Origin of the sequence: Poseidonibacter lekithochrous, assembly GCF_013283835.1 — a bacterium.
Lineage (GTDB): Bacteria > Campylobacterota > Campylobacteria > Campylobacterales > Arcobacteraceae > Poseidonibacter > Poseidonibacter lekithochrous.
Window position 1 is genome coordinate 1,320,696 of sequence record NZ_CP054052.1, and the last position, 24,554, is coordinate 1,345,249.

Genomic DNA, 24,554 nt, shown 5'->3' on the forward strand with positions numbered 1-24,554 from the left:
ATTTAAAAGGATAAGTTATGGATCATAAGGAATTTATGACAAATATGTCAGAACTTTCAATTGTTTATATTGAAGATGATGTAAATATTAGAAAATATATTTGTGAATTTTTAAGTAGATATTGTAAAAATATATATGAAGCATCAAGTGCAGAAGAGGGTTATACTTTGTATAAAGAGCATAAACCTCAGATTCTTTTAGTAGATATCAACCTTCCTAAGATGAGTGGAATGGAACTTATTTCATTAATTAGAGAGAATGATAAAAATACAAGAGTTATTATCTCTACGGCATATACAAATAAAGAGTTTACTATTGAAGCTGTAGAGTTGTTTATTACTAGGTATTTAGTAAAACCAATAACTAGTAAAGATTTAGTAGAAGCTTTCAAAAAAGCTATAAATGAGTTTCAAGAAGTGTTCCCTAATTTTGGAAATATTGATTTGGGTGAAAGCTTTTTTTATGATAGAAGAAAAAGAGTTTTATTCCAAGAGCTTGAGGAGATTGGTTTACGAAAAAAAGAGATGCAAATCTTAGAGTTTTTTATTAAAAAGAATGAACAAATTATAAGTTATGAATCTTTACAGAATGAAGTTTGGGAAGATGAGGTAATGACTGAAAACTCTATTAGAAGTCAGATTAGAAATATAAGACAAAAAACCCATCATGGGATTTTTTCAAATGTAAGTGGAGTAGGTTATAAACTATATAAAAGTGAAAAACTATGAATAGCCTAAAAAAGATAGCTAATCAAGGTGAGTTTAGTATTGATGCAAACTCTTCTATCAAAGAAGCAATGGCTATTATGCATAAAAATAAAAATGGTAGTGTTGTTTTAATTGAAAATCTAAAGCCGGTTGCTATTATTACTGAAAGTGATATTGTTAATACTTTAAAAGCTAATATGAATCTAAATAAAAGATCTATTGAAATAGCTACAAGAAAAGTAATATCAACAAATGAGAATAGACCAGTTGAGTATGCTTTTGATTTATTAATACAACATAGTATTAGAAGAATAATACTTGTTGATAATGAAGGTTTATACAAAGGTATAGTTCTTCAAAAAGATTTATTTGAATATCTAGAAGAAGATGTATATAAAATTGATTTAAAAGTATCTGATATTATTAAAACTGATCATTCAATACAAACAGTTCAAATGGATGATACTATTAAAAAAGCCGTAAGTATTATGCAAAAATATCAAATAGGTTCAGTTGTAGTTTTAGATGGTAATACTCATGTGGGAATTATTACTGAAAAAGATATTTTAAAACTTACTTATTATGAGGTTGAGTTATCTCAAAAAGTAGCTACATGTATGAGTTCTCCAATTATTAGCGTAAAGGTTGATACTCTAGTAACAAATGTTATTGAGTTAATGAAAGTACAAAGTATTAGAAGAGTTGTAGTTTTAGATAATAAAGAAAAAATAGTAGCAATTGTTACAAATAGAGATATTCTAAAACATATCAAAGGTAACTATACAAGAATTCTACAGAATAAAATCAAACATGCCCAAGAGATAATGGACTTTTTGCCTGAACCAATTATTGAAATCTTTTATTCTAAGAATGAAGAAGTGATTTATTGGATGAATGAACAAGCTCATAAACTATTTGGAAATGACTTAATTGAACAAAAAGTTACAAGACTATTCAAGTTAGAAGATTGGGAAGAGATTAAAAGCTTTTTATTAAGAAAAAAACAACTAAAAAATAAATCAGTTGAAATAAAAGGTTCTATCTACGAAATATCTGGAACAATCTCAAAGAATGTAAATACTAATTTTATTAAATTAATTTTTAAAGATGTAACAAATTATGAACAAGAAAAAACAAAACTTCAAAATCTAATTGATAATGAAATAGAGAGACGAATGGATAGTGAGTACTTGCTAATGCAACAAGCAAAACTCGCTACCATGGGAGAAATGATAGGTCATATTGCACATCAATGGAGACAACCCCTAGCTCAATTAGGTGGGATTTTTATGAATCTAGAGTCTGCTTATGCTTTTAATGAACTAGATGAAAAGTACTTAAATCAAAGAGTTTTACATGGAAATGATTTATTAAAATATATGTCTAATACCATTGAAGATTTTAGGAACTTTTTTGAACCAAATAGAACAAAAGAAGTTTTTGATTTATCTGAATATATTCAAAATGCTGTGAATATAATTAATGCTTCTTTAACATATCATCATATTAATTTAGACTTTCATAAACCATCAAAGACTATTAATACTACTGGTTTTCCAAGTGAGTTTTCCCAAGTAATTCTAAATATCTTAGCTAATGCACAAGATGTATTAGTTCAAGAAGATATTAAAAATCCCTTTATAAAAATAGTTCTTCGAGAGACAAAAGATAAGGTTTATATTGATATTGAAGATAATGGTGGAGGAATTAATCTAAGTGTTATTGATAAGGTATTTGATATTTATTTTACTACAAAATCAAAAAAAGAGGGTACTGGCTTAGGACTTTATATTTCTAAATTAATTATTGAAACAAAATTATCTGGGGAAATTAATGTAAGTAATAGTGATGTAGGTGCTGTATTTACAATTGAGTTATCAAAGGATAATATTCTAAGTGATGAGGTACTTTAAAACCCATGCGGTTTTAAAGTACAAAATTTTAAGCTGACTCAAGCTTTCTTGTTTGAAGCTCTTCTACTGCTGCATCAATATCATCAAAAGAAATATCTTTTAAATCTTCCACTGGCATATCCCACCATTGTAATTCTAATAATTTTTCAATTGTTTCTTCATCAAATCTATATTTTAATACTTTTGCTGGAACTCCACCTACAATAGCATAAGGGGGAACATCTTTAACTACAACAGATCCACCAGCAACAATAGCTCCATCTCCGATACTTAGACCTCTTTTTACAACTGCTAAAGAACCAACCCATACATCATTACCAAAAATAGTCTCTTTTGGTCTAGTGATTTTCTTTTGATCAAAATCTTCAATATAATCAGGGAAGTGAAGTTTTAAATTGTATTGTATTGCTGATGAGCTTAACCAAGTTGTTGGGTGATCAAATGCACCTAATTCACAGTTTTTACCAATTGAACAATATTTCCCCATTTTACTACCAGGAAATAAAGTAGTACCGCTATTAATAAATGTGTAGTTACCAATATTACATGAATGTTTTACATTTGCAGTTCCTACTAGTCTAACAGGGGCATTAAGTATTGTATTCTTACCAACTTTAGCTTCTTTTGAAATATAATTAATGTCTTTCATTTATATACCTTTTATTCTTTGTATTAGTTGTGTTGTGGAAACATCAGGTGTTCTTGGTAAGTATTGAACTTTACATATTTCGTTAAATTCATCAAATTTACCTGCCCAGTCATCTCCCATAATTAGCATGTCCGCGTCATATTTAAGTAAATATTCTTTTTTTAATTCTAATGATTCTTCTAAAAAAACATCATCTACGAAGTTTAATGAAGAGATTATTTTCATTCTTTCATCTTCTGAATATACAGGTGTTCTACCTTTTTTATTAAAATTTAATTTATCAGAAGAAATTCCAACTATTAATTCATCTGCGTATTTTGCAGCTCTTTCAAGAATTTTTAGATGTCCATAGTGAAATATATCAAATGTGCCAAATGTTAAAACTCTTTTCATTCTCTTTTCCTAAATATTAAATAAGTTTATTTATTATAGATAAATAAAATGTAACAATAATGGAATATCTTATTTATTTATATTCATTTAAATAAGATTTGTTATTTTTTTATAAAAAATTATACGTTTTTTACATTTTATTAATATATAATCACCTATTAATCTATAAGGTGAAATATGAAAAAAATATTAGTAGTTGATGATAGTAAAACAATATTATATGGTATAAAAGACAGTTTAGAACAAAAAAGTGATTATGAAGTATATACGGCAATGTCATACAAAGAGTGTGCAGAAATTTTATTAGAACATAAAGGAAGGTTTGACGTAGCGTTATTAGATTATAGTCTTCCTGATGCTAAAAATGGTGAGATTGTTGAATTTATTAGCAAGTTTAAAATTAAATCAGTTTTATTAACTGGTTCATCTTTGGATACAAATAATAAAGTTTTCTCAACTGAAACAGTAGTTGATTATGTAATCAAAGATGGTAGTCAAGCTATTGATTATGCAACATCTATTGTAAATAGAATTGTTGAAAATGAAAATGTAGAAGTTTTAATTGTGGATGATTCAAAAACATTTGCTCATAAAATGGAAGCTTTATGTGAACAATATAACCTACGAACTTCAGTTAGATATAGTGGAGAAGAAGGACTTAAAGCTTTAAATGAAAGATCTCATATAAAAGTAGTATTAGTAGATTATATGATGCCTGATATGAATGGTTTAGAGTTTACTTCAAAACTAAGAAAAAAATATAAAAAAGATGAAGTATCTGTTATTGCATTATCTGGTTCAGAAGATAAAGAACTAGTATCAAAATTCTTAAAATATGGCGCTAATGACTTTTTATATAAAGACTTCTCAAAAACAGAATTCTTCTCAAGAATTAATAGTAATATCGAAATTATTCAGTTATTTGACTCAATTAGAGATAAAGCTACAAGAGATCATATGACAGGAATGTTTAATAGAAGATATTTCTTTGAAACTGGTAGAGAAATGTATGAAAGAGCAAAAGCTAGAAAAGAGAATTTTGCTTTAGCAATGTTAGATATTGATAAGTTTAAAAATATCAATGATACATGGGGACATGATATTGGAGATATTGCTATTAAAGAAGTTGGTAAAATTCTTGCAAAATATCTAAATAAAGATTCATTAATTTCAAGAGTTGGTGGAGAAGAGTTTTGTATTATGATGCATAATAGACCAGAACAAGAAGTAATTCAAACTTTTGAAGAAATTAGAGAAGCCTTTGCAAAAAATGTAATCAAACTTGATAATTTAAACCTAAAATACACAGTTTCTATTGGTCTTTGTATTGATTTTGGAGAGTCATTAGAACAAATGATGAAATTCTCTGATGTATCATTATATGAAGCAAAAGAAAAAGGTAGAAATAAAGTAATTATGTATGAAGGAATTATTTAAATTTTTTAATTCTTAGAAATAAATTTTAGCTATAATTCTTATTGATAAAATTAATAATAAGGAATTATAGTTAGAATGCGAGATCTCTTTAAATCCCCATCATTTCTTAACTTTGTATTTGTAGTAGTAGGTTCAGTTTTCTCTGCTATTGGTGTTGTATCTTTTTTAGTACCAAATAGTTTAATTACAGGAGGAACAGCTGGTTTAGCCCTGTTATTTCATCATGTAAGTTCTCTTACTATTGGTACTTGGATGTTTTTGATTAATGTACCTTTAGTTTTATTAGGTATTAGATACTTTGGTAAAATGTATGCTGTAAAAAGTGTAGCTACTATTATATTTATTTCAGTGTTAATTGACTTTCTAAAAGAGTATATCTCTTTACCTCAAGCTACTTCTGAAACATTACTTGCTTCTATTTTTGGAGGAGTTTTTATTGGTTTAGGTTTAGGTTTTATTATTCGTGGTAAATCCTCTGCTGGTGGAAGTTCAATTATCGCAACTATTATTGCTTCAACTACTAAGTATAAAGCTTCTGAAGCAATGCTTTTTATTGATGCTGCGGTTATACTTCTTTCAATTTATGTTTTTGATGACATTGACAAAGCTCTATGGAGTATTGTAAGTATTTATGTAACATCAAAAATTGTAGATGTTATTCTAACTGGTCGTCCATCTAAAAAAGTAGTTCACCTTGTAACAGATAAAGTTGAAATACTAGCAAAAGAAGTAAAAGATAAATTAGGTCCTGAAGGAACTATTATAAAAGGTGAAAACCTATCTTCTGATGGTGAGAAAAAAATGATATTAATTGTTGTTGAAATATCAAAAATACAAGTTTTAAAAGAAATAGCTAAACGTAATGATCCTGAATCATTTTTAGTAATTAGTGAAGCTTCTGAATTGTTAGGAAGAGGTAACTAAAGTTTAGGAATATTCCTAAACTTTAGATAATTTTGAAAGTTGCTCAATAATATTTTTTGCACTTTCTTCATTTAAAGGTTTTTCATAAGTAGTTAGAATCTCTCTAGCTAAAATATTTGCACCTAAATGTTGGAACATAATTCTCATAGCTTGAAGACCTTTTGCTCCACCTCCACCACTGTGAGTAGCTAAAGCAACGACTTTTTGCTCAAATGCATCTCTCCAGCTTTTTGTAGCTCTAGAAGTCCATGCCATTGCATTGTTTAATACAGGAGGCATTACACCATTATATTCAGGTGCAACAATAATAAATGCTTTTAAATCTAAAATATGGTTTGCTAAATCTAAAGCAACTTCTGGAATACCATTTGCTTCTTCTTCAACTGTACTATATAAAGGTAGATTTAAATCTACAAGATTTATTAATTCTACTTCACAATTTAATTCATTTGCTATTTCTTCTAATTTTTTACCTAGGTTTCTATTGTTATTAGCACTTGCTACTAAAATTCCAATTTTTGACATAATTTATTTCCTTATAATTTATTGTATTTAATAAAAGTTTTTGATTATATCAAATAATTACTTTTTTTTTGAATATAACGAATAATATAATATTTTTGTTAACTTTTTTTGAATATTTATTACATATCAAGTGTAATTCATGTAGTATAAAATACAAAATCATCTAAGATAGACAGCATATGGAAAATACAAAAGAAAAACAAATTTTAAAAATAATTAAATATACTCCGCCTATATTTACAATAATTATTTCAATTTTAATTACATTATTTTTATATTTTGATAATAAGAATACTTTTTTAGAACAAAAAACTAGAATAGAAAATGACTATATAAAAAGTCATAAGAAGATTATCAAAGATGAAGTTGATAGAGTTGCTAACTATATTGAATATTTACAAGTATCAACAGAAAAAGAATTAAAAAACTCAATTAAAAATAGAGTATATGAAGCTCACAGTATTGCTACAAATATTTACAACAAACACAAAAACACAAAAACTAAAAAAGAAATATTTCAAGAAATCAAAACTGCATTAGAATCAATTCGATATAACAATGGTCGAGGTTATTTCTTTATGGATAATGTAGATGGTGTAAAGGTTTTATATCCACTTGATAAAAATATAGAAAACAAAAATTTTTATAATTATGCGGATGCAAAAGGTTATAAATTTGTTAGAACTATTGTAGAAACAATAAAAAATAAAACTGAAAGATTTGATGAATATTATTGGTATAAACCAAATCAAGGTAAAGAAAGTTTCAAGAAAATATCTTTTTACAAATACTTTGAACCGCTTAACTTAGCAATTGGTTCAGGTGAATATATTGATGAATATGAAAAAATGATGCAAAGAAAAGCCTTAGATTATATTAATTTGATTAGATATGGTAAAAATGGTTATGTTTTTGTAATTGATTATGATTCTATATATTTAAGCCATATTAAAAAAGAGTATCTAGGGAAAAGTGCTATTGCTAACAATGATACAAAAAAGATTACAAAAGTAATTGATGATTTAAAAAATATTGCAATTGAAGGTTCAGGGTTTTATTCTTATGTTCAAAATTCAAAACCTGATACATCCTTAGCTACTAAGAAAATAAGTTATGTAAAGGGTTTTAATAAGTGGAAATGGATTATTGGTACTGGATTCTATGAAGATGATATTTTAACAGAAGTACAAAAAAGTAAAGATGTTATTGATGAAAAGTATACTTCTTATATTCAAAATATTCTTTTACTTAGTGCTGTAATGACTTTAGTTTTATTATTTATTTCTATGTATATCTCAAAATTGTTAGAAGATAAGCTAAATGAGTATAAGAGTGAAATTAATAATAAACAAACTTTGCTTTTCCAACAATCAAAAATGGCTGCTATGGGTGAAATGATTGGTAATATTGCTCATCAATGGAGACAACCACTATCAACGATTACAACAGCATCAAGTGGTATGGTTTTACAAAAGCAGTTAGATGCATTAAGTGATGATTTTTTCTATGAAGCATCAAATAAAATTAATGCTTCAGCTCAATACTTATCCAAAACAATTGATGATTTTAGGAACTTCTTTAGCCCTAATAAAGTGAAAAGTAACTTCTTATTAAAGAATACATTTTCAACTGCTTTAGACTTAATACAAGCTCAGTTTAAAACAAAAAGTATAAATATTGTTAAACATATTGAAAATGTAGAAATCATTTCATATGAAAATGAATTGATTCAAGCACTTATTAATATTCTAAATAATGCAAGAGATGAATTACTAAAAGTTGATGATCATAGTAGATTTATATTCATTGATGTATATAAAAAAGATGATAAGATTAATATTTGTGTAAAAGATAGTGCAGGTGGAATTCCAAATGATATTATAAATAGAATTTTTGAACCATATTTTACAACGAAACATAAAGCTCAAGGTACAGGAATTGGTTTATATATGACTGAAGAGATTATTGTAAAACATCTTGAAGGTGAATTATTTGTAAGGAATAAGGATTTTATCTACCAAGATAAACCCCTAAGAGGTGCAGAGTTTAAAATCATTTTACCAATAGATGGGGATTTAATTTAATCCCCTTATATTATCTCTTTAATTTTACTCTCCAGTATTTTATATTTATTTATTTGTGTCTCTTTATCTAAATTTTTATTCTCAAAATCATCTAATATATTACAAATATCATCTAATCCAATATTTAAACAAGAGTTTTTAATGTAGTGTGCTTTTTGCTCAATTTTTATTTTATCATCTGTATCTATAGTTTCTTTGAACTCTTCTAAATCCATTAATATTGTTTTTTTGAATTTATCAACTATCATAATTGTTATATTCTCACTAATCCCAAGTTTATTTGATATCTCTTGAATATTAATACTACTGTTATTTGAATTACTTGCTTTAGATATTTGTTCACTACTTTTATCTTCTATATCTACATTATCTCTTTGAATAAAAAACTCTTTTAGTATTTCAACTAAACGATCAGTATTAATTGGTTTACTTAAATATCCATTCATACCAAGTGATAGATATTTTTCTTCATCACCTTTAATTGCATTAGCTGTTAATGCAATAATTGGAAGTTTTGTTAATTGTTTTTCTTCCTCATATTCTCGTATGTTTTTAAAGGCTTCTACTCCATCCATAACAGGCATATTAATATCCATTAGAATCATATCAAAGTGAGTGTCTTTTCTTTTATTAAGAGCTTCTAAGCCATTTGAAACGATTGTAAAATCAATATCCATACTTGTTAATATATATGAGATTAATTCTTGATTTGCACTATTGTCTTCTGCAATTAAAATTTTACCATCAAATTTTGCTTTATATTTTTTCTTTGGTGCTTCTTTACTTGGATTAACTTTTCTTAATAAGTCTTGTAAAGAGTCATTTACTTTTGATGCATAGAAAGGTAAAGCTAAAGCATGTTCATTCTGTTTTAGTTTTAATTTTTGTATCTCTTTTTCATATTCAAATAAAATTAATTTAGGAGTATTAGGATTAACTTCTCTTAATTTATTTAAACTGTCTATATTTTCATCCTCATAAGAGTGTACAAGAATGTCAAAATTCTCAGTTGATTTAGAGTTTATTTCACCAAAGATATTAAGATATTTTTTTGCATAAATAAATAAATCTGATTCATTATTGTAAACTCTAAAATTTAAGTGATGGAAATAGTTTCTTGCATTATGAGTAGCTTGTTCACAATTATCTAATGTTAAATCAAACCAGAATCTAGACCCTTCACCTATTTGACTCTCAATATGTATTCTTGAATCTAGTGACTCAACAATATGAGAACAAATACTAAGTCCTAATCCTGTACCTTCGTATTGTCTATTTGATTTATGATCTACTTGTTTAAATGGTGCGAAGACATTATCTAGTTCATTTTTTGGAATACCAATACCTGTATCACTTACTTCAAATCTAATAGAAATCCTATCTTTTCTTGATTCATTTAGTTTTATATTTAGATTTATCTCACCTTTTTGAGGAGTAAATTTAATAGCATTACTTAATAAGTTTGATAATACTTGTCTAATTCTAACCCCATCTGTTAAGATATACATAGGTATTTTATGGTCAAGATTAAATATTAATTTGATCTCTTTTTCAGATGCTTTTTTAGAGAATAGTTCAACAACATGTTCACTAATAAAATAGATATCAGTTTCCTCGATATTTATATCAAAGTTTCCACTCTCAATTTTTGAAATATCTAAAATATCATTAATAATACCAAGAAGTGAATTTGCACTAGTTTGAATGATTTTTGATTGTTTAATACTTTGAGGACCTAACTCTTTTGATTTACATAAAATATCTGAGAAGCCAATAATTGCATTTAATGGTGTTCTAATTTCATGACTCATATTTGCTAGGAAAGTAGATTTTGCTTCATCTGCTTTTTGTGCTTTTTTGATAGCTTCTTTTAAATAATCTGTTCTTTCACTAATTTGCTCTTCTAAATTGTGATTTATTTCAACTAGTTCTTTTGTTTTTTCATTTATCTTTTTTTCTAATTGTTCATTTAATATATTTTGCTCTTGAACCAAAGACTTGATTTTTGATGCCATATTATTAAATGATTTTTCAAGATTTCCAATTTCATCATTTGAAGTCACTTTGATTTTGTAGTCAAAATCATTATTCGCAAATTTCTGTGTAGCAGTTAGAAGATTCTCTATTTTTCCACTTATATAGTTTGACATCCAAATAGCAATAGCAATTACTAAAAATAACATCACTAATGTGGCAATTGATAGCTCATTTATTAATGATTTAATAAAGTTATCTATTTCAAAACTATTTTCTAAAACAATCTCTTTCATTTGTTCTGTTTGAGTACTTAGAATTTTTGTGATGTTTCTTTTTGTAGAGTTTGCAGCAGCATGGAACTCTTCAACATTTGCTCCAATTGTTACAAATCCAAAACCTCTTTTTGAGTTTGCATACTTACCTGTATAATATGGAATAGCAGCGGCTGTTGTTAGTTTCCACACCTTACTCCAATAAATAATAAAAGAACCATATCCACCATTTTGAGTAACTTGCATCCATCCTTGACATTGAGGAGCAAAGTTTAAGTATCTACAATCAAGACCAACATTACCATCTTTTAATAATTGAGGTATATTTGGTTTTTTCTTTAGACTCTGTTCTTGGAAAGTAGGGTAGTCTTTTAGGAATTCATTTATTTCTTTATTTGATTCTTTATATTTTAAAGCTAGGTCTTTACTAAGCCAAGGCATTTCTCTTTTACCTGTTTCTTTGTTATAGCCAACAATAAAATAATCCCTTGCATGAGATATGTTTTTACCTTCATAATCCCACATAAAAGCATAGTTACCTTCACTTGCATCTGATATATTTTGTTTTGCATCACTTTTTGTAGGATTTGTTGTATCTGTAAACTGCATGATATGTTCATGGTCTAAAGCCAATGAAATAAATCCTACTTTTTGATTGTTCTTATATACAGGTGTAATAAATCTTACAATTCCTTCAAACTTTTTACCAAGAGGATTTTCTTTTCCAGCATAAGCATGTTTTTGTGGATCAAAAGATATTTTCATCTTTTGGGTTTTTGCTTTATTAAATGTTCCTATAACTTTTGATGCTACATATTCTCCAATTACATCTGATACAAAAATCTCACCTTTTTTAAGTGTATGAAGTTTTTTGAAGTATGATTCTGAATTAATATAAGTATTTTTTTTATTTGATAAATCAAGCAGATTTTTGTTTATTTGTGAGATCTTGTATATCTCTTTTCCTGATAAATCAAAATAGTTTATCTCTTTGTATATTGGAATACTTTTTTTACTTAATTCTAAGGGATCAGTATAATTGAACTCTTTTTTATTATCTTCTAATAATGCAACCTTATTCTCTCTAATTGTTTTTTGTGGTTTTTGTGTACTTTCCCAAACATTAGTTTTATAATTGTATTGATACTTTTCATGTACAATTATTTCTCTTTGTTTTGTTTTGTAAAAACTCTCCAAAGTTCTTTGTGATAAATCAATATTTGATAAAAATAAAATATCCTTATCTCTTTCATATAAGAAGTCTGCAACTTTATTTGCTAACTCATATGATAAACGCTCCAGTGATAATTGAGATTTTTTATCAAGGTTTTTGATACTATCTTCAATTGAGGCATTTGCTGTATTTAAGATAATCTCTTTATTTTTATTAAATAAGTATCTTGTACTATTTTGTACATATTCATCTAGTTTTATAGCTCCTTCATAAGCAATAAAAGCTATTAGTAATAATGGTAAAATTTTAATTAATACAAATAATAGAATCAGTTTTAATTTAATTGTTAGATTTTTCACTTCTTATTCTCCCACAATCAAATTAATTTTTGTTTCTAATTCATCATAAAGTGTTTTATACTCTAAAATATTCTCTTGGCTTTCTAGTTTTTGTAATAAATCACATATATCATCAAGTGCTACATTTAAACAAGAATTTTTAATATAATGGGCTTTTTCATTTATCTTTGTATTCTCTTTTTCTTCAACATAAGTTTTTAGTTCAGCTAAATCACTAAGAATCTCTTTTTTAAACTTATTTACTATTAACTTAGCAATATTTGTGGAAACACCAATTCTTGTAGCAATTTTTTCTAAATCTATATCATTGTTTTCAGTTATAGTTTTTTTCTCTTCCATTTGTTCTTTTTCAATAGTTATATTATCTATAATTAAATACTTATCAAACATGATTTTTAGTTCATTAGAGTTAATTGGTTTACTTAAATAGCCATCCATTCCAAGACTTAAGAACTTCTCTTTATCTCCTTTAATAGCGTTTGCTGTTAAGGCAATAATAGGAGTAGAGCTTAAATAGTTTTTTTCTTCATATTCTCTAATTGAGTTAAAAGCGCCAATTCCATCAAGAACCGGCATATTAATATCCATTAACACTAAATCATATTTATTTTTAATGTACTCATTTAAAGCCTCTTGACCATTTGATTCAATCTTATAATTTACATTCATACTATCAAGGATATATGAGATAAGCTCTTGGTTAGCCATATTATCTTCTGCTATTAATACTTTCCCAGTATAAGATGATTCTTCGTCATTTGTTCTAATATCACAAGTCTTTTTTGTTTTCTTTTGCAGTTCTTGTAATGCATCATTTACTTTAGAAGCATAGAAAGGAAGTGCTAAGGCTTGTTCATTATCTTTGAAGGTGAACTTATCAATATCTTCTTCATATTCAAATAATATTAGGATTGCTTCATCTTTATGTTGTTCTCTTAACATTTGTAGTTTTTCATTTGACTTATGAATACAACTATGAATTAGAATATCATTAGTATTTTCACTACTCATATTAATAGTTCCAAAGATATTTAAATATCTTTTAATATAGTGGTATAAATCACTTTGAACATCACTTACTTGGAAGTTTACTTGTTCTATATAATCTTTATTTGTATGTGTATGGTCATCACAAATTTCAAAGTCAATATCAAACCAGAAGTTAGTACCTTTTCCTATTTCACTCTCAATATGTATTTTAGAATTAAATAACTCAATAATATGAGTACATATACTTAATCCTAGACCAGTTCCTTGATACTCTCTGTTTGATTTATGGTCAACTTGAATAAAAGGTTGGAATACTTTGTCTATTTTTTCTTTTGGAATACCAATACCTGTATCTTTGATTTCAAATCTTATTGAGGCTTTGTTGTTTTGTATTTCTAACATAGATATATTAATTTCAACTATTCCATGCTCTGGAGTGAATTTAATAGCATTACTAATTAGATTTGATAGCACTTGTCTAATTCGAACACCATCTGTTAATAAACACATAGGAATTTTATAATCTAGATTAAAAATCAATCTAATATTTTTTTCAATGGCCCTTTTTGAGAATAGCTCAACAACATGTTCTGATACAAGATAAATATCAGTTTCCTCAATACCAATATCAAAATTACCACTTTCAATTTTTGATACGTCTAGAATATCATTTATAATACTAAGTAGTGAGTTTGCACTAGTTTGAATAATCTGCGATTGTTTCATACTTTTGGCATCCATACCTTTTGATCTACATAAGATATCAGAGAAACCAATAATTGCATTAAGAGGGGTTCTAATCTCGTGACTCATATTAGCTAAGAATGTAGATTTTGCTTCATCAGCTTTTTGTGCTTCTTTTTGAGCCCTAATTACTTTTGTAATATCTAGTCTAATTGCTAAAAATTCTTCAATTTCATTATCATAATTTAAAATAGGAACAATTGTAGATGCAACATAATAAGAACTTCCATCTTTTGCTTTGTTTTTTATTTGACCTTTCCAGATTTTTTTATCTTTAATTGTTTTCCATAAGTCCTCAAATATTGAATCTGGCATATCTGGATGTCTAATAATACTATGGCTGTTTCCTACTAACTCTTCCTCTGAGTATTGAGAAGTTCTAATAAACTCATCATTTACATAGGTAATGATCCCTTTATTATTTGTTTTAGAAAAAATAGCACTTGCATCAACTGCTTTTTTGTATTGATTTAATAATACATTAGAGCTTTCAAGAGATAGTGTTCTCTCTTCAACTTTCTTCTCTAAGTCTTGTTGTATTTTATTATTGTCTTTTTGTCTTTTAAAAGAAACTACTGTGTAGTGAATTGTTAATATTAGTATTAAAAGAACAAATATAGATAAAATTAATATTGTCTGTTCCCCTGATAAAATAAACTCTTTAGGGTAAGGCATACTAATTTGTATTACACCTCTTACATCTCCAATTTTCCAATCATTCTTAGGTGTATCTGCTCTAGTATTATGGCATTTTACACAAGATGGATCATAAAAAGTATCAGCTAGCGTTACTGTGAATCTTTTCTCATTATTATTTACAATGGTTTTGGTATAGATTTCATTTGGATTATTAATAAGCCAAGCAAGAGAATCTTTTTCAAATTCATTTAATACTCTATTTTTTCTATTAGGAAAAGGGTAGTTACTAAACATTTTTATTTTCATGTCTTTTTCTGGCATGATTTCACTTAGGTCATGGACTAAAGTAGCAGGTAAAGGAATAGTTTTAATTTTATCTTTATGGTCATAATTTATTTTAATAGAAGAATGTTTTTTAACTTCTTTTATTACATTTTGAGTGTAGTAACTTCTTATGCTTTTTAGATTATTGATTATAGAAACAGCTTTATCTGTCATCTGTTTATTTTTGTTCTCAACAGAATAATTAGGAAGAATATTAGCAAGAATAAAAATTAAAATAAGAGTAATAACAAAAATAGGACCAGTATAGGGATTAAGAAAAGGAGAAAGTACTTTTTTTATATTCATTATTTACCTTTTACTGTTCTTGAAATGAGTCATAGATATTTTGAACTTCATTAATATTCTCTATAAATAAATCTACAATTTTTGGATCAAAGTGTTCACTTTTTTCTTTTACTAGAAAATCTACTGCATCTTGGAAAGACCAAGCTTCTTTATATGGACGATGTGAAGTCAAAGCATCAAATACATCTACAATGGCTACTATTCTTCCAAAGATATGTATCTCTTCACCTTTTAATGAATTTGGGTAACCACAACCATTAAATTTTTCATGGTGTGTTAATGCAATAACTGCTCCTGCTTGTAAATATTCACTATTAGAGTCTTTAAGTATTTCATATCCCATGTAAGCGTGTTTTTTCATTCTAGAGAATTCTAGTTCATTAAGTCTTGCAGGTTTTAAAAGAATTTTATCTTCAATTCCAACTTTTCCTAAATCATGAAAAGGTGAGGCATGATAAATTAAATCTTGTTCTTTTTGACTTAATCCATATTCCCTAGCTAACATTCTTGAATAGTGAGCAACTCTTGATACATGAGAAGCAGTTTCTGGATCTTTGAATTCTGCTGTTTTACCTAAGATATTAAGTGTTTCATATTCTCTGTTTCTTAGTTTCTCAGTAGCTTTTGATACTTCATCTTCTAGTAGTTTTGCTTCATCTTTAAGAAGTAGGGTGTTTTTATATAAAGTAAGTAAGTTATTAACTCTTGCTTTAAAAAAAGTAGAGTTTACAGGTTTTGTTAAAAAGTCATTTGCTCCAGCTTCAAAGGCTAAAGTATGAATTTTTTCTTCATTGGCTGCTGTTATCATAATAATTGGTATAGTTGTATTACTTTTTCTAAACTCTTTAATAAAATCAAGACCGTTTAATTCTGGCATCATGTAGTCAATGATAATCATATCAATTGGATTACTTAATACATATAAAAGAGCATCAAGTGGGTTATTAAAACTTTTTACATCTATTTGCATTTCTTGGCAGAATGCTTCTATTAAAAATAGATTATTTTCATTGTCATCTATAGAGATAATTTTCATATTACTCATTATTTAAAAAACCTTTAGAATTTATTAGTGTGCTAATAAGATATAAATAGTATTATAGTGAGGAATAGTATTTAAATAGTATTAGATTTATTTTTTAATAATTTTTTTCGAATAAATTTATACCATAAAATATTATAATTTTTTATTAAATAAATAATATAAATAATGTTTTTTAAACTTCTTGTTTGAACATTGAAATGAATTTTGATTGATTGTAATTTTGAGTATAACACAGTGGTGCGAATGGTGAGAATCGAACTCACACTCCGAAACCGGAATTGGATTTTAAGTCCAACGCGTCTACCTATTCCGCCACACTCGCACTAGTGTAATTGTGTTAATATAAAAAAATGGTGGCTCGAGACAGAATCGAACTGTCGACACATGGATTTTCAATCCATTGCTCTACCGACTGAGCTATCGCGCCAAAATTTTTTAAAGTGGTGGGAAGAGAAGGACTCGAACCTTCGAAGCCGTAGGCGGCGGATTTACAATCCGCAGGATTTGACCACTCTCCAACCTTCCCGATAATAATACATAAACAAATGGATGGGGTAGAAGGATTCGAACCTTCGAATGACGGCACCAAAAGCCGTTGCCTTACCACTTGGCGATACCCCAATCGCTTATGTGGGTGAAATTATAATAGATACTTTATTAAAGTTTCCTTATATTTTTTGGAACTTATAATTATTTTTTAAAAACAATAAAAAGACTAGAAGAAGTTTGTTTTTTCATTAAAAAATGTTAAAAATTTTATAGATAAAAATAGTTTTTTTTGATTAGATACATGATTTGTTGTTTAATATATTGATTTAAAGAGGGAAAAAAGTAAAAAACTTGAGAAAAAAAATTGTTGAATTTTAATAAACTTTGAAAAAAAGTGAAAAGTTTTTAGAAATTAAGTAGTTTTTTTATAGTACAAGTTATAAAACTTGTACTATAAGATATTATTTTTTATTCGTAATGAGTTGGTACTGGTGGAAATTCTTTAAAAGATTCTTTAATTGCATTAGAAATTGTGTTTTTCAATTTAATATTTTGCATTGGATTTGAGAATTGTAAATATTCCAATGCTCCAGCTTTTGTTTTTTCTCTTTTGTATACAAAGGCAATTTTTTTACCAAGTTGTTCAACATTGTCATATAAAGTTTTTGCATACTCATTAATGTATGGGAACTCTTTTTGACTAATTTTATCTCCCCATGCGAAATAAATAAATTTCCCATTAGGAATTAGATTTGCAGCATCTAAATACATAAGGTCTCTATCAAACTCTGTATTTTGCGCAGAATTGTATCTTTCTAAATCATCATTAAATTTCATTAGAAGTGTAGATGCATCAATATGTTCTTCTACTAAGTTAAACATATTTCTAATTTCTACGATTTTACCCTTGCATGATTCGTTCATTGCTTGTTTAAAAGTAGTAATATATGTTTCTGCTTTAATTTCTACCATATCACCAAATTGATCAAAGTCTTGATCTAATAGAAATTTATTTGAATCGTAACCTACTGGAGTTACTACTGGATTATATAAGTATACAGTTCCAATAATATTCTTTTTTCTATCTTTGTTTGTTTTTAATTTTGCTTTTAACTCTTTTGTTGTGATTTCATCTTCATCATCATGGTTAAAATACATATAACTTGAAGTTAAAAATACTTCTTCGTATTTACTTTCAAATGTTCCAAAATATTGCATAAAAATCCTTGTTTTATTCTAATGGAATAGTAACAAATCTTCTTAAATAGATTGCTTATACCATTAGTTTTTTTCTCTTTGATATGTTTTTAGGTTTGCACACTCTTTAATTAACTCTTTGTAATACTTTGTATTAGAATAGTTTTCTTCTAGTTTATCAAAATATTTCCCATAACCTTTTTTGATGTAATCTTTATAGATATTACTTTTCATATATCTCCATAATCTATCAACTTCGTAAGAGTTTTCTTGATTATTGTAATAATTTATCTTTTTAGAATTATTTATATCAAATAGGACAAGTTCAGATTTTGCAAGCATATATGTGATTTTTGCTTTAAATTCTGCTTTTGTACTGTGATTAATAGCTTTTTTATAATATTTGATAGAATCATTAATCTTCTTTAGTTCTAAATTCTTGTGAGGAAAAGAATAAACACTTCTATATACAACACTTAGGATATTAGAATTTCCAAAATAGCTTAAATTATATAAAGCATTTGCATAAAGGTAGTTATCCATAATACTATTTGGATTTTTCTTTAGTTCATTTTTTATTACTAATAGTTTTTCTAAAAATTCTTTTACTGTGTAAGTATATTGTTTTCCACTTCTATTATTACCTTTGATTTTTACATTAAAAGGATTAAATTTAATTTTTTCACTCAAATAAGCGGAGTTTACTTCTAGTGCTTCTTTAAATTTTAGATTGTTAATAAGTATTTTTGTATAAGCTTTTTTTAGATTTTTACTTAGAATTATCTGCTTATCATTTGTTATGATATGTTTTTCTTCTAAATATTTATTTTGAAAATACTCTTCTAATTTTGATTGTTTTTTTGTATTAGAAAATACTTGAAGTTTTTCAATACTTTCTAAATCAAAAGAGTTACTATCTAAATAGTTTATGCTTTTACTTAATAGGGTTTTGAATTTATCATTTTGTTTTTTATAAAGTTTAGTCAATTTTACAAAAGTATAGTCATGAATAGAATGACTTTTATGTTCTTTGTTTTCTAATAGTTTAGACATTTTTTTATATATAACATTCTCTGTGTTATAGTCTACTTTTTTTAGTGTGTTTAAATAAATAACATAACTTAAAGTTTGTGTTTCATGGTTGTTGTATTTTTTTGTAAGTCTTTTACTAAGTTCTTCTGCTTTTTGTATTTGTTTATCATATAAATAAAAATAAGCCAAAGATAAATGAACTAAATACATATCTTCTTTTTTTACTGATTCTAAGTAAGTAATATATTTTTTTGTTTGGAAATCTCTTTCATATAATTTATGTTCATCAAAGTAGTGTTGAGTATATAAAAGCTGTCTATATAAAATAAAATTATACCATTTCGAATTTTTATCTAGGGCTCTTATATTCTCTAATTCTTCTATAATATTACTATTAGTGTTTAAGGCTCTTAATGCATATAGTTTAGTTTTTTCATCTTTATTTTTACTAATAGAGTATAGTTCATCCCATAATTCATTTGAGTTTATATGATGAAAATTATAAAAAGATAAATGCCAATTAATTCTATCTTTATTTAGTAACTTAGTGAATTCATATACTCCAAGCGCTGTTTGTTTGTCTTTTACTAAAATACCAGCATATAAAGCATGTATCCAATCTTTTACAATAGTTTGTTTTTGCTCTTTTAATAAGTAACTGTATTTGTCATAAATATCTAAGGCTTGTTTATTTTTATAATGAGCTAGTCTTAATGTTAAATAGAAATATCTAAGCTTTAAATATGATGATTTTACAGAATCAATTTTTTTACTAGCTTCGTTTATTAGTAAGTCTACATCTATTTTCTTTTCGTTTTTTTCTTTATTGTAATAATAGTTATTTGTAACTAGTTTTTCTTGTTTTTTTACAAATGATAGATAATCTAAGATTTCTTTGTTTTTAACTTTTTCAAGATTTTTTCTTTTATAAACAATTTCTTCAACTTCTTTAGAACTTAGTGTTTGGTCTAATTGTTTACTCCATTCACTAATATTTTCTTTTTTTGCTCTTTTTTCATAGTCCATATAAATTTCATTGTAAGTTTGAGAATCTTTTAAATTTCCAGAGAAGTTAGAAAAAGCTTGAGTTCTCTCTTCTAGAAATACAAATTGTTTATCATGATAACTCCAACCTGATGCACAAGCTAGTAGGGTGATTTGTATAAAAAGTATAAGAGTAGTTATTCTTAATATCATAGACTTTCCTTTAGTAATTGGCTTAAATTATATTTGTTTTTATATGAATATCTATAATAAATGATTTCATTAAAACTATCTACATTTAAAGAATAAAAATCTTTTATGGCTTCTTGTAAATCTTCATATTTAGAATCTTCAAATCTAAATAAATCATCTTTATAAATATATCTACCTTTAAAATAAGTACTTTTTTTGACTTTATAGATGTTTTCTGAAATTTTATCAAAATGGTTTTTGAAATCATCTTTTATTACTCCTTCAAAAATATCTAAAGGTTTTTTATCTCTAAACCAAATAGCTTGGGAGTATAAAGGAAGAGCTAGTTTTAATTTTAGTTTATATACATCAAAATTATAATGATACTTTTTTGCAATACTATTATCTAAAATAGAGTTTTTAGAGTTGAAATCTGTAATATCTGACATATTATAATACATCAATACTCCGTAATCCACAGGTGGTACGCCAGTCTTTTTAAAGTATTTGATTTGGTGTAATCTTATAGTTGCACTTATTGTTTTGTTTGTATCTTTTTTTAAAGCTTGTAATAAATTAAAATAATTAGATTTTGAAGTCAGTGACCAATCACAATCTATTTGTATCTCTTCAAAAGATGTATTTAGTCTTTTTATTTGTTTTAGAATAAGTTTTTCTATCTCTTTATAATCAACTTTTTTCATTGTTTCATTTGTAATATAAATTGTTGGAACAAAAGAGTTTTTAGGTTCTTTATTAAATTTTGTACTTACATATTCTAGTTTTTTAGAGAATGAAATATCAAGTACTTTTATATATAGTTTTTCATTTGTATTTTTTAAGTCATAGGTATTTTTCCAATGATAAAAACTATTTTGTATTTTTTTATCTTCGGTGAATAATATAGGAAATGAAATTATGATAATAAGTGAGAGAAAAAAAAGAAGTTTTTTCATAAAAAGCCTAATAATTATATTAGGAGTATTATAGTTTATTGGCTTTAAAATAAAGCTTATTTAGAATAAGCCTTATTTAGTTTCTTTTCTAGTAGTTTTTGTAGATATCCAAAACTTACAACTAAAGCCCAATAAACTAAGGCAACTGCTAAGAAACTTTCAAAATATTTGAAAGAACTAGATGCTTCTAGTTGTGCTTTTGCCATGATTTCTGGAACTCCAAGAGTAAAAGCTAATGATGTACTTTTTAATAAGTCAATAAAGTTATTCATTAAACTAGGAATGGCAACTCTTATTGCTTGAGGCAAGATTATATAGATAAATGTTTGAGTTTGTGACATACCTAATGATTCAGCAGCTTCAAACTGTCCTTTTTCAATAGATGATATAGCTCCTCTTATTGCTTCTGCCATGTAAGCAGAGAAGTGAAGAGATAATCCTAATATAGATGCTGTATAAGCATCTAAGCTAGAAAAAGAAGGGAAAATCTGAGGAAGACCATAATACAATAGGAATAATTGAACTAATAATGGAGTCCCTCTAAAAAATGAGATATATACATCAGCAATTTGTGATAGTACTTTTGTATTGAACGTCTTAATTATCGCGATTAGAACCGCGATAATTAGTGCAATAGCAGTAGAAATAAATGCCATGCTTAATGTAATATCTACATATTTTAATAAGATAGGGAATATCCCTAATGTATAATCTATATCGAATGTATTCATTATTTTTTTGTAATGTCTGTATTAAACCATTTCATAGAAATATTTTTTAATGTACCATCTGCTCTTAATTGATCAATTGCTTTATTTACATCATTTAATAATTCAGAACTTTTCTCATTTTTTAAGAATGGGAATGAATTAACTAATACTTTAATTGGCTCACCAACTAATTTAAGTGGTAAGTTTCCTTTTTTGATAGCTTCAACAGCAGAAGTTCTATCTTCGATATATGCGTCAATTCTTTTTAATTTTACATCTTGTTGGAAACCATTTCCTTCATATGTAATAATTTCAATTTCATTGTTTTTATCATAAGCTCTTACGATATCAGCATAATTAGTACCAAGTCCAACACCTAATTTCTTACCTTTTAAGTCATCTAAAGAAGAAATTTCTGCTGTTTCATTGTGTACAATAATTTGTGCACCATCATATACATAAGGCGTAGCAAAATTATATTTTTCAATTCTTTTGTCTGTCATAGTGATTTGATTTGAAATAGTATCTATTTTAGATGTTTCTAACATTCCGAATAAACCAGAGAATTTTGAAGTTTTAAATTCTATTTCAGAATTAAGTTTTTCTCCAATTGCATTCCAAACGTCAATTTCGAAACCTTGTAGTTTATCATTTTCAAAGTATGTAAATGGATAATATCCACCTGATGTTCCTACTTTAATGATTTTTGTATTTTCTGTACTTGTTGCATCTTTTGAGTCACAAGCTACAAATAATAAAGATAGCATAGTAATAAAAGCTAAAGTTATCTTTTTCATAATAATCCTTTATATATAAATATTTGCCGTACTTTTACATATTTTAAATTAATTACTACTTACTAGTCAAGTATTTTTAACTAAAATGCATTAACTTTTTTTATTCTGTTCTTTTTTAGCCATTCTTCTTGCATATTCTTCATTTTTTTCTGAGAAGTTTTTTTTGTATATTTACTTTTTGTATGAGATGTTGCTTCATCTCCTTCTTTATATGTATAGTTTAAATTTAAAGAACTAAGATCAATTGCTTTTTTTGCTCTTGTTGCTGCAACATAATAAATATTAAGTTCTTCATTTATTCTTAGATGAGAAAGATTGTTTTTTGGATTAGAAATCTCTTTTTTGGAAATAAAATCATTTGTCATTACAACTTGGTCATATTCTAAACCTTTTGATTTATGAGTTGTTGTAAATAAAATATCTGCATCTTCTTTTTTAGTAGTAAGTTTTTCTTTGATTTTTTTGTTTATGTCAAAGATATTATCTCCATAAGCATTAATAAATTTGATGACATTTAAATAATCTTGATTTTTTGTATCTTTTGCAAATTGTTCTAATTCATAGATTGACTCAAAATCTTTGATCTCATCTAGAGTAATTCTGTCATTCTTTTTTTGTTTTAGATAAAAAATAGAATAAACTGTTTGATTCATAAATGAGTATGAACCGTAACCACCTTCAAAATATATCTTTTTATCTTCTTGAATATAATGAACAATTTCTTGAACTAAACCAAATGTAGATCTTGAAATAACTGTAAATTGTTTGTTAAAATCAATTGCTTCTTCTCCAATTTTTGTCTCATTTTCTGTACCATTTATATTTAATGGTTTGGTATCATTTATTTTATATAAAGTATTTAGGTTTCGCTCTAAGGTTTTTGCATATGTATTTGAAAACCTGAAACTATGTGTTAGTTCATAACTAGGTAGTTCTATTTTATTTAAAGCATTTAGGGCATATCTAAAAGAGTATATTTGCTGAAAGGAATCTCCAACATATATTCTTCTACAGTTTTGAGCTTCTACAATACCAATCATTACATCTGAAATATCTTGTGCTTCATCTACTAAGATTAAATCGTATCCTAGGTTTGTACTAACTTTTTTATTTAGATAAAACATCTTTAGATAAAAATCATGTGTTGCATCTATTTGTTTGTTTTTCATAGCTGATAAAATATGTTTTAAATGTGCTAGGACTCTTGAACTATCTTTATTTATAAGCTCCAATATCTTAGCACTTAAATCAGACTGTTTTTTGTAAGAATCAAGAAGTTTACTATCTAATGCAATCAAAGAAGAGTTACAATAAAAATTAACCAAATCTTTTATTAGAGCAATATATTCAGGAATAGGGTAATACCCTTTTCTTTGATTGATTTTCTCTTCAAAGTCACATAAAATTCTTTCAATTACTTGTGCTTTTAAATCATGTGCTAGATTATATTGATAAGCTTGTATCTTACTATATGCTAGAGCATGAATAGTACTTATTTGCATATTGTTTAGATTGTATTCATGCAGTTTTTCTTGTAGAGAAATCTGTAGAGATTTGTTATATGCTAAATAAAGAATATTTAGATTTGAATTCTTTTTTGCATATTCTAAAAGGGTTGTTGTTTTTCCACTACCTGCAACTGCATTTATTTTAAAAGATGCTTCTTTTGCATTTATAATATTTTCTTGTTCTTTAGTTAAAATCATTTTGAAATTGTATCAATCCTTTCTAAATA

At 26.3% G+C, this 24,554-nt stretch carries 17 protein-coding genes and 4 tRNA genes; 5 read left to right on the plus strand and 16 right to left on the minus strand.

Annotation, left to right across the window (positions count from 1 at the left end; all coding sequences use genetic code 11):
• Positions 1 to 17: 17 nt before the first annotated feature.
• Positions 18 to 728: a response regulator transcription factor gene (locus ALEK_RS06395; protein ID WP_083574592.1), complete on the plus strand. Its 711-nt coding sequence runs from the start codon at positions 18 to 20 to the stop codon at positions 726 to 728.
• Positions 725 to 2,620: a CBS domain-containing protein gene (locus ALEK_RS06400; protein WP_071625977.1), complete on the plus strand. Its 1,896-nt coding sequence runs from the start codon at positions 725 to 727 to the stop codon at positions 2,618 to 2,620. Before ALEK_RS06395 ends, ALEK_RS06400 begins: the two co-directional genes overlap by 4 nt.
• Positions 2,621 to 2,648: 28 nt before the next feature.
• Here ALEK_RS06400 and ALEK_RS06405 read toward each other — a convergent pair whose 3' ends face one another.
• Both ALEK_RS06405 and ALEK_RS06410 read right to left on the minus strand, forming a co-directional pair.
• Positions 2,649 to 3,269: a CatB-related O-acetyltransferase gene (locus tag ALEK_RS06405; protein WP_071625976.1), complete on the minus strand. Its 621-nt coding sequence runs from the start codon at positions 3,267 to 3,269 to the stop codon at positions 2,649 to 2,651.
• Positions 3,270 to 3,662 (minus strand): FAD synthase family protein, encoded by a 393-nt coding sequence (locus tag ALEK_RS06410; protein ID WP_071625975.1) that lies wholly within the window; start codon positions 3,660 to 3,662, stop codon positions 3,270 to 3,272.
• 177 nt (positions 3,663 to 3,839) lie between these two features.
• Between ALEK_RS06410 and ALEK_RS06415 the strand changes: the two genes are divergently transcribed.
• Positions 3,840 to 5,099 (plus strand): GGDEF domain-containing response regulator, encoded by a 1,260-nt coding sequence (locus tag ALEK_RS06415; protein ID WP_071625974.1) that lies wholly within the window; start codon positions 3,840 to 3,842, stop codon positions 5,097 to 5,099.
• A 75-nt stretch (positions 5,100 to 5,174) separates the two neighbouring features.
• The gene (locus tag ALEK_RS06420) at positions 5,175 to 6,023 is read left to right on the plus strand and encodes a YitT family protein (protein ID WP_071625973.1); all 849 of its coding nucleotides are present in this window, start codon (positions 5,175 to 5,177) and stop codon (positions 6,021 to 6,023) included.
• A 15-nt stretch (positions 6,024 to 6,038) separates the two neighbouring features.
• Here ALEK_RS06420 and ALEK_RS06425 read toward each other — a convergent pair whose 3' ends face one another.
• Positions 6,039 to 6,548: an NADPH-dependent FMN reductase gene (locus ALEK_RS06425; RefSeq protein ID WP_071625972.1), complete on the minus strand. Its 510-nt coding sequence runs from the start codon at positions 6,546 to 6,548 to the stop codon at positions 6,039 to 6,041.
• Positions 6,549 to 6,727: 179 nt separating this feature from the next.
• Between ALEK_RS06425 and ALEK_RS06430 the strand changes: the two genes are divergently transcribed.
• Positions 6,728 to 8,632 carry a sensor histidine kinase gene (locus tag ALEK_RS06430; protein WP_071625971.1) on the plus strand — a complete coding sequence of 635 codons (1,905 nt, stop codon included), beginning with the start codon at positions 6,728 to 6,730 and terminating at the stop codon, positions 8,630 to 8,632.
• Between the two features lie 5 nt (positions 8,633 to 8,637).
• Here ALEK_RS06430 and ALEK_RS06435 read toward each other — a convergent pair whose 3' ends face one another.
• The 13 genes from ALEK_RS06435 to ALEK_RS06495 form a co-directional block, all read right to left on the minus strand.
• On the minus strand, positions 8,638 to 12,414 hold the full coding sequence (locus ALEK_RS06435; protein WP_071625970.1) for an ATP-binding protein: 3,777 nt from the start codon (positions 12,412 to 12,414) through the stop codon (positions 8,638 to 8,640).
• Positions 12,415 to 12,417: 3 nt separating this feature from the next.
• Positions 12,418 to 15,417: an ATP-binding protein gene (locus ALEK_RS06440; RefSeq protein WP_071625969.1), complete on the minus strand. Its 3,000-nt coding sequence runs from the start codon at positions 15,415 to 15,417 to the stop codon at positions 12,418 to 12,420.
• Positions 15,418 to 15,427: 10 nt separating this feature from the next.
• Positions 15,428 to 16,462: a response regulator gene (locus ALEK_RS06445; RefSeq protein WP_071625968.1), complete on the minus strand. Its 1,035-nt coding sequence runs from the start codon at positions 16,460 to 16,462 to the stop codon at positions 15,428 to 15,430.
• 235 nt (positions 16,463 to 16,697) lie between these two features.
• Positions 16,698 to 16,784 (minus strand) — tRNA-Leu (locus tag ALEK_RS06450).
• A gap of 29 nt (positions 16,785 to 16,813) precedes the next feature.
• Positions 16,814 to 16,889 (minus strand) — tRNA-Phe (locus ALEK_RS06455).
• Between the two features lie 14 nt (positions 16,890 to 16,903).
• Positions 16,904 to 16,988 (minus strand) — tRNA-Tyr (locus tag ALEK_RS06460).
• Positions 16,989 to 17,008: 20 nt separating this feature from the next.
• A tRNA-Gln gene (locus tag ALEK_RS06465) sits at positions 17,009 to 17,083 on the minus strand.
• 336 nt (positions 17,084 to 17,419) lie between these two features.
• A complete protein-coding gene (locus tag ALEK_RS06470; protein WP_071625967.1) occupies positions 17,420 to 18,169 on the minus strand; it encodes a hypothetical protein in 750 nt (249 codons plus the stop codon).
• Between the two features lie 63 nt (positions 18,170 to 18,232).
• Positions 18,233 to 20,377, minus strand: coding sequence for a hypothetical protein (locus tag ALEK_RS06475; RefSeq protein WP_071625966.1), 2,145 nt, complete (start codon positions 20,375 to 20,377; stop codon positions 18,233 to 18,235).
• The gene (locus ALEK_RS06480; RefSeq protein WP_071625965.1) at positions 20,374 to 21,312 is read right to left on the minus strand and encodes a hypothetical protein; all 939 of its coding nucleotides are present in this window, start codon (positions 21,310 to 21,312) and stop codon (positions 20,374 to 20,376) included. The genes ALEK_RS06475 and ALEK_RS06480 overlap by 4 nt, the downstream gene beginning before the upstream one ends.
• Before the next feature lie 56 nt (positions 21,313 to 21,368).
• On the minus strand, positions 21,369 to 22,043 hold the full coding sequence (locus tag ALEK_RS06485; RefSeq protein WP_071625964.1) for an amino acid ABC transporter permease: 675 nt from the start codon (positions 22,041 to 22,043) through the stop codon (positions 21,369 to 21,371).
• Positions 22,043 to 22,819, minus strand: coding sequence for an amino acid ABC transporter substrate-binding protein (locus ALEK_RS06490; RefSeq protein WP_083574591.1), 777 nt, complete (start codon positions 22,817 to 22,819; stop codon positions 22,043 to 22,045). Before ALEK_RS06490 ends, ALEK_RS06485 begins: the two co-directional genes overlap by 1 nt.
• Positions 22,820 to 22,899: 80 nt before the next feature.
• Positions 22,900 to 24,525: a UvrD-helicase domain-containing protein gene (locus tag ALEK_RS06495; RefSeq protein WP_071625963.1), complete on the minus strand. Its 1,626-nt coding sequence runs from the start codon at positions 24,523 to 24,525 to the stop codon at positions 22,900 to 22,902.
• Positions 24,526 to 24,554 lie beyond the last annotated feature (29 nt).